Annotated in this window: 10 protein-coding genes and 1 tRNA gene; 5 read left to right on the forward strand and 6 right to left on the reverse strand. The window is 64.5% G+C overall.

The annotated features are described in order from the left end of the window. Positions 1 to 7 precede the first annotated feature (7 nt). A tRNA-Val gene (locus AX735_RS15970) sits at positions 8 to 82 on the reverse strand. A 107-nt stretch (positions 83 to 189) separates the two neighbouring features. Next, the gene (gene cpdR, locus AX735_RS15975) at positions 190 to 567 is read right to left on the reverse strand and encodes a cell cycle two-component system response regulator CpdR (protein ID WP_060978870.1); all 378 of its coding nucleotides are present in this window, start codon (positions 565 to 567) and stop codon (positions 190 to 192) included. Between the two features lie 198 nt (positions 568 to 765). Between cpdR and AX735_RS15980 the strand changes: the two genes are divergently transcribed. After that, positions 766 to 1,665, forward strand: coding sequence for an N-formylglutamate amidohydrolase (locus AX735_RS15980; RefSeq protein WP_082751156.1), 900 nt, complete (start codon positions 766 to 768; stop codon positions 1,663 to 1,665). Between the two features lie 287 nt (positions 1,666 to 1,952). Continuing rightward, a complete protein-coding gene (locus tag AX735_RS15985; protein ID WP_060978871.1) occupies positions 1,953 to 2,345 on the forward strand; it encodes a hypothetical protein in 393 nt (130 codons plus the stop codon). Between the two features lie 9 nt (positions 2,346 to 2,354). Here AX735_RS15985 and AX735_RS15990 read toward each other — a convergent pair whose 3' ends face one another. Continuing rightward, complete coding sequence (locus tag AX735_RS15990) at positions 2,355 to 3,254, reverse strand: hydrogen peroxide-inducible genes activator (protein ID WP_066282332.1); 900 nt, start codon at positions 3,252 to 3,254, stop codon at positions 2,355 to 2,357. Positions 3,255 to 3,608: 354 nt separating this feature from the next. Here AX735_RS15990 and AX735_RS15995 point away from each other — a divergent pair, with 354 nt between their 5' ends. Together AX735_RS15995 and AX735_RS16000 are read left to right on the forward strand one after the other, a co-directional pair. Then, complete coding sequence (locus AX735_RS15995; RefSeq protein ID WP_231750145.1) at positions 3,609 to 5,096, forward strand: WS/DGAT/MGAT family O-acyltransferase; 1,488 nt, start codon at positions 3,609 to 3,611, stop codon at positions 5,094 to 5,096. 55 nt (positions 5,097 to 5,151) lie between these two features. Then, positions 5,152 to 5,940: a lipase family alpha/beta hydrolase gene (locus AX735_RS16000; protein WP_066282334.1), complete on the forward strand. Its 789-nt coding sequence runs from the start codon at positions 5,152 to 5,154 to the stop codon at positions 5,938 to 5,940. A gap of 8 nt (positions 5,941 to 5,948) precedes the next feature. On the opposite strand, the gene AX735_RS16005 is transcribed toward AX735_RS16000, so the two are convergent. Further along, a complete protein-coding gene (locus AX735_RS16005; RefSeq protein ID WP_137775502.1) occupies positions 5,949 to 6,611 on the reverse strand; it encodes a hypothetical protein in 663 nt (220 codons plus the stop codon). A 35-nt stretch (positions 6,612 to 6,646) separates the two neighbouring features. Beyond that, positions 6,647 to 8,182: a flavin monoamine oxidase family protein gene (locus tag AX735_RS16010; RefSeq protein ID WP_066282338.1), complete on the reverse strand. Its 1,536-nt coding sequence runs from the start codon at positions 8,180 to 8,182 to the stop codon at positions 6,647 to 6,649. A 144-nt stretch (positions 8,183 to 8,326) separates the two neighbouring features. Between AX735_RS16010 and AX735_RS25265 the strand changes: the two genes are divergently transcribed. Then, a complete protein-coding gene (locus tag AX735_RS25265; protein WP_137775503.1) occupies positions 8,327 to 8,518 on the forward strand; it encodes a hypothetical protein in 192 nt (63 codons plus the stop codon). Here AX735_RS25265 and AX735_RS16015 read toward each other — a convergent pair. After that, on the reverse strand, positions 8,519 to 9,328 hold an 810-nt coding region (locus AX735_RS16015; RefSeq protein ID WP_202189597.1), incomplete at its 5' end, for an ATPase, T2SS/T4P/T4SS family.

Consider the following 9,328-nt stretch of genomic DNA (forward strand, 5'->3'; position numbering starts at 1 on the left):
GGAAGGCTGGTGGGCGTAGGAAGGATTGAACTTCCGACCCCTGCGATGTCAACACAGTGCTCTACCACTGAGCTATACGCCCACGCTTTAGCCTTGCTGCCGGTGCTGTGCGCCGCGGCAAGGGCGGTCCATTACAAAGAGCTTGGCGCTCGTGCAAGCGGTAAATGAAGCCGCGGTCCGATTATTGCGTCAAAGGCTCTGCGCGAAGGTACCGCGCGAGAAGACACGATCGACTTCGAGCACCAGATCCTTGAGGTGGAAGGGCTTCGACAGCACCCGCGCGCTCGGCGCGGCCTGCTCGGCCTTGAGCGTGACCGCCGCGAATCCGGTGATGAACATCACCTTGGTATTGGGCGAAATGCGGCCGCAATGCTGGGCCAGTTCGATCCCGTCCATTTCGGGCATCACGATATCGGTCAGCAGCAGATCGAAATGCTCGTCCTGCAGCAGCGGCAGCGCCGCCGTGCCGCGATCGACCGATACGACCTCGTAATCGGCCTTTTCCAGCGCGCGCTGCAGATAGGTCCGCATGGCTGCATCGTCTTCCGCCAGCAAAATCCGCAACATCCCCACTGTCCTCCATGGAAGCTTTCCGGGTCTTGTATGCCCCAGGCGGTTAAGATTTTCCAGCCAGCCGCCTACCTTGTTTGCGCGATGCCCCGAAGCAGGACAGCGACTGGAGAGGAAGTAAACGCAAGCCCGCTGGGGCAGTCGCATGGTCTCTGCCTTTGACTTGGCCGAAGCTTTGGCGCATGCCGTTGCGCCATGGACGACGCGCCCAGCCAAGCCGCGATGCCATCGCGCCATTTCAGCCTGGAAGGGGTGGAAGGGGCGCGGCTGCCGGTGCTGGTCGCGGTTCCGCATGCCGGGCGCGATTATCCCGACGAAATTCTGCAGAATTCGCGCGTTGCTCCCGAAATACTGGAGCGACTCGAAGACCGGCATGCCGACATGCTGCTGCCCGATCTTGTGAAGCTCGGATGTCCTACCCTGGTCGCGCATGCCGCGCGCGCCTGGATCGACCTCAACCGCGCGCCGAGCGAGATCGATCCGCAGATGGTGGCTGATGCGCCGCGTACCGCCTTTGCCCAGCCCAGCGCCAAGGTGCGCGGCGGTCTGGGGCTGGTACCGCGCCGTCTGGCCGACCATGGGGAACTCTGGCGTCGGCCCTTTGCGCAATCGGCGATCGCCGGAAGGATCGCGCAGTTGCATGATCCTTATCACTGGACGCTTGGCCAGGCGCTGGCCAGCCTCAAGGCGCGATTCGGCTGTGCGCTGCTGATCGACCTGCACTCGATGCCGCCCCTGCGGCCGGAAGGCCCGGCCAGACCGCCGCAGATCGTGCTTGGTGACAGGTTCGGGCGGTCCGCCGACGGGGCTCTGTGCGATCTGGCGCTAAGGACCATGGCGCGGTCGGGATTCGAGGTGGCACTCAACCATCCCTATGCCGGCGGCTATGTGCTCGATCGGCACGGGCGCCCTGCAAGGGGGATCCATGCGCTGCAGGTCGAGATCGACCGCAGCCTCTATCTCGCAGCGGATCTCAAGCAGCCAGGGCCCGGTCTTGCGCGGGTCAGCGCCGCGCTGGCACATCTCGTCGGCACCCTGGCGCAAGACATGCTGCGCACCGATCGCGGTTCCGACCTCGCCATCGCCGCCGAATAACCTACTGAATTCAAGAAAAAACCGCCTCGTGACGGATCACGAGGCGGCCAAGGTTCAGGGAGGAGGTGCACTAGTGCACCTGTCGGAATGCGAAAGGGGGGGAAGCATCCCGACACCAACAATCTAGGACAATCGCTGGCCGACTTCAATGGCCGGAACGGTAAAATTTCTGCCCATGCGAATATTCTTGCTAATGCGAGCGAGTCGCAATAACCTGGGCCAGTCGCTGCGATGAAGCGCGGCGACGGCAAAGCGAAGGAGTGGTCATGGGCTTTTGGTGGCAAGACATGCTGGATCGACCGGCCGAACTGGGATCTGCAACGCTGGTCGAGGCAAGGCTGGTCGTGGCGCTCAGAATTGCAGTGTTCGCGCACAAGTCCGGCACCGACCCCGCGCCGCATGTCGCGGCAAGGCTGGGCAGCACCGCGCTGTCCAACCAGCTGTCGCTGGTTGTCGAGGCGATGGGCCAGGCCTGGCCAGAACCGTTCTGCGTTTCTCGCCCGTGCTGCGCACGGCTCTCGCCCGATGAGACAATGTTTGTCGCGATGGTGCGCAGCGCCGCGCGCGGCAATCGCGCTGCCTTTGATCGACAGACGCGCGAGATGCTCGGCGAGGATGCACGCAATCTCATCTACAACCTGATGTGGCAGATGGGCAGGATGGTCGCTGCAGACGCGTGAGGTGCCTGGTCAGCCAGTCTCGTTGACATAGCTGCGGATGAATTCGGCGATGGCATGGAAGCCGTCGCTGAATGCCGCACCGGTGCGCCACAGGGCCGCGATCGAGCGACGTGCATTCCATCCGGCAATGTCGAGCGTTGCCACGACTTCTGCCGCCTGGGTTTCGGCGGCCATATAGCGTTCCGGCAGCAGTGCCAGGCCGATGCCCGAGCCCACCATCTGGCGGATGCTGTCGAGGCTCGTGCCTTCGTAGTCGTGGAGGATGTGTGCGCCGACCTGCTCGCAGATGTCGCGCGTCTGCCGGTGGAAATGGTGGCGCCGGTCAAGCGTCAGAAAGCCTTCGCCCTTGAGTGCGTCTGCCGGAATGTCCTTCTGCCCGGCCAGCCGGTGATCGGGCGGCGCGATGACGAACATGCGTTCGCTGAACAGCGGTTCGACCACGATTCCCGTCGCATCGACCGGCATCGGACACAGCATCATGTCTAGCTCGCCGCGCATCACCTGCCGGACCTGATCGTCGGGAATGCCTTCGCGAATGTGCAGGCGAAGATCGGGCTGTTCGCGGTGCAGCCCGGCCACGATTGCGGGCATCAGATAGGGGCCCAGTGTCGGGGTCACGCCGAAGCGCAAGGTGCCGCCGATGCCCTTGCCTGCGCGCCGCGCGAGGTCGGAAAGGTCGCGTACCTGGACAAGGATGCCGCGCGCGCGCGCCGCAATGTCGCGCCCCAATGGAGTCAGCTGGACATCCTGGCCGCTGCGGTCGATCAGCGATGCACCCAGCCGCGCCTCCAGCGTGCGCAGCTGCTGGCTGAGCGTCGGCTGCGATACATGGACCGCAAAGGCCGCCCGTCCGAAATGGCGGTGGTCGTCCAGCGCGACCAGATATTGCAATTGGCGAAGACTAGGCATGTGCGACCCCCTGCTCGATAGAGAATGTCTATCGAATCATCGTCGTCCTTTCAAATGGAAACAATGATACGTTGTGCCATATACCATGCACGACAAGCAGCGGAGCAAACCCCTCCCCGAACCGCTCCAACCCAACTGCTTGAAAGATGCCGCAGCTTGAACGGACACCCCAAAGCTGCGGATAGGGTGGTGCATCGGTCCGCCGAGGTCGCAGCTTAGCCTCCGATGCGCCACCCGCCTATCTCGCCGGTTCGAGCCGGCCCTCGGGGTGCTTGCCCTCCCTCCGCAATCTGTTAGCCTCGCCCCACTCGCGCGACCGGTACAGCCGGCGTGCCATCCTTGGGAGGGGACGTCATGCGGCAATTGCAGGGCATGGACGCATCGTTCGTCGCGCTGGAGCAGCGCAACGCGCCTATGCATATCGGATCGATCCTGATCTACGATCCGTCGACAGCACCCGGTGGGTTCGTCCGGTTCAAGGATATTCTGGCCTTTTTTGAATCGCGCATGCACCTGTCGCAGACGATGCGGCAGCGGCTGGTCAAGGTCCCGCTCAATCTCGATTATCCCTATTGGATCGAGGACCCGGATTTCGATCTAGAATATCATGTGCGCCATGTCGCGCTCCCCAAGCCGGGCGACTGGCGGCAGCTGTGCATCCAGGCGGCGCGCATCTTTTCGCGCCCGCTCGATCTCACGCGCCCGCCTTGGGAGTTCTGCGTCGTCGAGGGGCTCGACAATATCGAGGGCGTGCCCAAGGGCAGCTTCGCGATGATCACCAAGGTGCACCATGCCGCGATCGACGGCATGTCGGGGATCGATCTGATGGATGCGCTGCACACACTGCGCCCCGGCGATCCGCCGCCGCCGGCCTCCAGGGCGTGGCGCCCCGATCGCGTGCCCGATCCGCTGGGGCTGTTCCTCAAGGGCTATGCGCGGGCCTGGCTCAACCCCTGGCGGCAAACCGGGGTGATCGCCAAGGCCGCGCCCGGCCTGTACCGCGCCGCCAAGGGGCTGGTGACCAGCGAGTTCAGCCTCAATCCCGCCATTTCCGCGCCGCGCACGCGCTTCAACGTGCCGGTCTCGCCCAATCGCGTGGTCGAGGGGCGCACCTTCACCTTGGCCGACGTCAAGGCGCTGCGTTCGCTCTCGCCGGGGTGCAAGATCAACGACGTGTTTCTCGCAATCATCGGGGGCGGGCTGCACCGCTATCTTTCGGCGCATGGCGAGCTGCCCGAGGCGAGCCTGACCGCGATGGCGCCGATCTCGGTGCGCGCGGAGAAGGAAAAGAACACCATGGGCAACCAGGTGTCGGCGATGATCGTGCCGCTGGGCAGCCATATCGCCGATCCGGTCGCGCGGCTCGCCTATGTCCACGAACAGACGATCCAGTCCAAGGCGATGACCGATGCGCTCGGCGCGCGGCAGATGACCGAGATGAGCAAGGTCTCGCCAGCGTTGTTCATGGCCTTGGGGGCGCAGCTCTATACCCGGCTGGGCCTCGCCAATTATGTCAAGCCGCCATTCAGCACAGTCGTCACCAACGTGCCCGGCCCGCCGGTGCCGATCTATTCCACCGGCGCGCAGATGATCAGCATGCACGGGCTGCTTTGCCTGACCGACGGGCTCGCGCTCGGCCATGTGGTGCAGAGCTATGTCGACCAGGCGACGATCGGCTTTACCGCCTGCCGCAAGGCGATGCCCGATCCCGAATGCTACTCCGAATGCCTGCAGGCCTCGTTCGACGAGCTCATGGCGGCTTTGGCATCGGGTGGGTCCGAAGCGGCCGAGAAGCTTGCGGCGAAGCGCAAGGGGAAGAGCAAGGCAGCCGCATCAGCGTGATTGCGCTGGCAATTGCGGAGCGCAGCGCCATATTGTGTGACAGATCGGAGACTTCATGACCGCTACCGCACCTGCCGCCAATCCGAGTGCCGCCAGGCCGCCACACCTTTTCTGGACCCTCAGCGAGGGGCGTGCCCTGGTCGAACTCGGCGCATTCTATGCCTTGCGCGGCCCGCTTGCGATGCTGCCGCGGGGCGATGGCCACAGCGTGCTGGTGCTTCCGGGCTTTCTCGCGAGCGACCGGTCGACCAAGCCGATGCGCGATCTGCTCAAGAGCCTGGGCTATGACGCGCATGGCTGGGACATGGGCCGCAACATCCGCATCGACAATGCGCGCGAGGCGCAGATGAACGAGCTGCTCGACCGCATCCATGCGAGCTCGGGCCGCAAGGTCTCGATCATCGGCTGGAGCCTGGGGGGCGTGTTCGCGCGCGAGATCGCCAAGAACGCGCCCGACAAGGTGCGCCAGGTGATCTCGCTCGGCAGCCCGATCTCGAACGATCGCGGCCATACCAATGCGCGCCGTCTGTTCGAACGCCTGAACGGCCCCGAGCCCGAACCGCTCCAGGCGGGCCGTTTCCGCAATCTCGACGAAGCCCCGCCGGTGCCGACCACCTCGATCCTCAGCAAGACCGATGGTATCGTCGCCTGGCGCGGATCGGTGCAGAAGCCGGGCCCGCAGACCGACAATATCAAGGTGCTCGCTAGCCATTGCGGCCTCGGCGTCAACCCGATGGTGATGTACGCGATCGCCGATCGCCTGGCCCAGGCCGAGGACGGCTGGCAACCGTTCGACCGCTCGGGGTGGCGCGGGCTTCTGTTCGGGTCGGTGAAAGCGGAGTAAGCTTCGGCTCAGAAGGGGGCAGGAATTGCGCGCCTGACGGACGCGATCTTCCCTGACGCCTTCGACAAGGTGACAATGGTGATCACCTGACCGGGGACGCCGAGCCATAGCTCGACCGGGCCGTTCTGATTGGTGATCATCCAGGGGGTAAGCGTTGCGAGTTCGCTACGCAACCTCGAGTCGGTGGTGCAGAGTGCAGATCGAGTTTCGTCCCGGCAGATTATTATAGAGGTCCGACGCAAAACCGCCGGTGATTTCAGACTGGCCAGCGCACGAAGCGCCTGATCCGGAGGTAATCTGGCATCAATCTCGACGTAGGATGCTGTGCTGCATCCTCCAGCGGGTTTCAGTGCAACCTGCTGCTGAGGATATAGCGTGCTCGCCTTCGCAGCTTCGCGGGGCTGATCCGGGCCATGGGTAAATGTTGTTATCCAGAGCTGCCGTACGCAACCGTCGGATACCTCGCTTCCCAACTCCACGAGCCTGACTTGCAACATGCCAGGCGGGTCCATGCCGCGTCTGGGCAAGGGTTTGATCGCAATTATCTGACCATGCGGACGTTCACCGATGATGCGATCGCCTGCCTCTGCCGGGGGCAGTGTAAGTGCCTCGCCCAGAGTGATGGCTTCGGGTGCGGCCAGGGCCATTGCGAGTGAAGTCATCAAAACCATCGGCGCACATCCTGCTGAGCTTCAGGCACAGCCGATTAACCCCGCACCCCGATCAACTGTTCCGCCGCCAGCCGTCCGGTTTGCGCTGCGCCGTTCATGTAACCCGTGTGCGCATCGGAGAGATGCTCGCCTGCAAACAGGATCGGGCCGGAGGACAGAGGCGCGGTGACCTTTCCATCCTCTTCCTCCACCCAGAAATGCCGCGCGAAGCGGGTGAGCTGGCCGGGCAGGAAGCGCGAATAGGCACCTTGCGCGAAAGGATCCATCGCCCAGGCGGTGCGGCGTACGCTGCGTGCGGCGAGGCCGGGCACGGCGGGTGCGATCTCGCGTTCGCAAACACGCACCATGGCTTCGGGCGAAAGATCGGCCAAGCCCGAGGTCTGGTTGCCGCCGAAAAACCAGGTGAGCACGCCCGCAGGAACCGCATCTTGCCCCGCGCTCGCGCCCCAGAATTCGCTGAACAGTCCCGGATCGCCGCCGGTGCGCGCGGCCCAGGCGGCACCGCCCGCGCCGGTGACCGGTTCCCATGGGCGCGTGGCATAGCCGGCGTTGATCTTCTCGTTGCGCCCGCAGCTGAGCTCGCGCGTCAGCGCCAGCCAGGGGGCGGGGAGCGTGTCACCGAAATCGATGCTGCGGAGCACCTGCGCGGGGGCCGTGACGATGACGCGGTCGGCGACGACCATCGCGCCATTGGCAAAGCGTAGCTCCACCGCCTTGCTCTTGCGCCGCAGCCCCAGCAGCGCATGTCCGGTCCTGATCCGGTCCATCAGCGGCGCAGCCAGCGCGCGCGGGATGGTCGAGGAGCCGCCCGCGAGGCTGTAGCGCTCGTCGCTCCCCGAAATGAGGGCGACACGGTCGGTATCGATCGCGGGCAGGTTGAAGAACAGCTCGAGCGCCGAGACCTCGTCCGGCTCCGATCCAAATTCGGTGCGGATCGTCGCCTCGATCAGCGCCCGTGCGCGCGGGCTCGCGGCGGCGCCGGCGGCATCGAGATACTGCCGCACCGACATCGTGTCGAACCGCGCGCCGTGGGTGTCGAAATCCTCGTCCACCAGCGCGGCATCCGCAGCGATGCGCGCGGCCAGTGGGCGGAATTCGGCGATCAGATCGGCTTCGGTCACCGCCTTGCCATCGACCACGAACACCTCGTGCGTCACCATCGCGCCACGGTCGATCAGGCCGATGTCGAACCGCTTTGCCAGCGCCAGGATGTCGGCATGGTTGGTGTTCACCAGATGCGCGCCATCCTCGACATAGAGTCCTGCTTCAGGAAGTCCGTTCGAGGTCAGGACCCGGCCCCCGACACGCCCGCGCGCTTCGTAGATCGTCGCATCGAAACCGGCGGCGACCAGCCGGTCGAGCGCGACCAATCCGGCGAGCCCCGCGCCGATGATCGCGATGCGGCTGCGCTGGCTGATCCTGGCTTCGGCAGGCTCGACCAGGGAAGGGGCCAGGCCCATCGCGGCAATACCAGCGAGCACCTGCCGTCTGTCCAGCCCGGGCCCTGATCCGTGGACGGTATCGGGCGCGGCCTTGGCCAGCAGTCCCCAGACAAAACCCGTTCCGCGCATATGCCGTGCCTCCCCCTGCAGACGCTACGGAAGGTGAGGGTGATCCCAACGCCGCGTAGCGTCAAGATTAATGGCAAATTGGGCAAATCGGGCTGGACATTGGCGTTGCGCACCCCAAATGACGCCCACCACAAGGGAGCGCGCATGTTTCACAGTCTCTGGGCTCAGCTGGCCCTTGCCATGTCGGCGCTCGCCGGCACCGCCGCCTTCGCCGACGCGCGGCGCATGCGGCGCACCAATTTCGACCGGGTCGGCTTCATGCCGTGGACCAGCATCTCGATGCTGGCAATTACCGGCGCAATCATCTCGGCCGCCTTCGCGCTGAAGGGCTTCTGATCAGAGACAGGCTTCCAGAAACGCCTGTTCGAAGCCGAACTGGCGGGCCTTTTCCAGCGTATAGGGGCGCAGACCCGTCGAGCGATATTCGCCGATGATCTTGCCGTCGCTGCCTTCGTCCAGATATTCGAACTTGAACAGTTCCTGGGTGACGATGACCTCGCCCTCCATGCCGATCACCTCGGTGACGTTGGTCACGCGGCGCGAACCGTCGCGCAGGCGCTTCACCTGCACGATGATGTCCACCGACTCCGCGATCTGGCGGCTGATGGCTTCCTTGGGGATCTTGATGTCGCCCATCAGGATCATGTTTTCCATACGGCCGAGAGCTTCGCGCGGGCTGTTGGCGTGGAGCGTACACATCGATCCATCGTGACCGGTGTTCATCGCGGCGAGCAGATCGAAGCACTCCGCGCCACGAATTTCGCCCAGGATGATGCGGTCGGGGCGCATACGCAGCGCGTTCTTGACGAGATCGCCGATGCTGATCGCGCCCTTGCCCTCGAGGTTCGGCGGACGCGTTTCCAGCGGCAGCCAGTGCGGCTGCTGCAGGCGGAGTTCTGCCGCGTCCTCGATGGTCAGCACGCGCTCGCCCGGATCGATCATCTTCGACAATGCGTTGAGCATCGTCGTCTTGCCCGAGCCGGTACCGCCCGAGATGACGATGTTGAAGCGGCAGGCGCCTGCGATCTTGAGCGCGGTCGCCATCTTTTCCGACATCGCGCCCCAATCCTTCAGATTGTCGAGCGTGATCGGTTTCTCGGAAAACTTACGAATCGAGATCGCAGTGCCGCGCAGCGAGAGCGGCGG

It is taken from the genome of Blastomonas sp. CCH1-A6, assembly GCF_001556365.1.
GTDB classification, from domain to species: Bacteria; Pseudomonadota; Alphaproteobacteria; order Sphingomonadales; family Sphingomonadaceae; genus Blastomonas; species Blastomonas ursincola.

Coding starts and splice junctions, on each gene's coding strand:
- cpdR (WP_060978870.1), bottom strand. CDS start 567: ATGTTGCGGATTTTGCTGGCGGAAGACGATGCAGCCATGCGGACCTAT.
- AX735_RS15980 (WP_082751156.1), top strand. CDS start 766: ATGGACGACGCGCCCAGCCAAGCCGCGATGCCATCGCGCCATTTCAGC.
- AX735_RS15985 (WP_060978871.1), top strand. CDS start 1,953: ATGCTGGATCGACCGGCCGAACTGGGATCTGCAACGCTGGTCGAGGCA.
- AX735_RS15990 (WP_066282332.1), bottom strand. CDS start 3,254: ATGCCTAGTCTTCGCCAATTGCAATATCTGGTCGCGCTGGACGACCAC.
- AX735_RS15995 (WP_231750145.1), top strand. CDS start 3,609: ATGCGGCAATTGCAGGGCATGGACGCATCGTTCGTCGCGCTGGAGCAG.
- AX735_RS16000 (WP_066282334.1), top strand. CDS start 5,152: ATGACCGCTACCGCACCTGCCGCCAATCCGAGTGCCGCCAGGCCGCCA.
- AX735_RS16005 (WP_137775502.1), bottom strand. CDS start 6,611: ATGGTTTTGATGACTTCACTCGCAATGGCCCTGGCCGCACCCGAAGCC.
- AX735_RS16010 (WP_066282338.1), bottom strand. CDS start 8,182: ATGCGCGGAACGGGTTTTGTCTGGGGACTGCTGGCCAAGGCCGCGCCC.
- AX735_RS25265 (WP_137775503.1), top strand. CDS start 8,327: ATGTTTCACAGTCTCTGGGCTCAGCTGGCCCTTGCCATGTCGGCGCTC.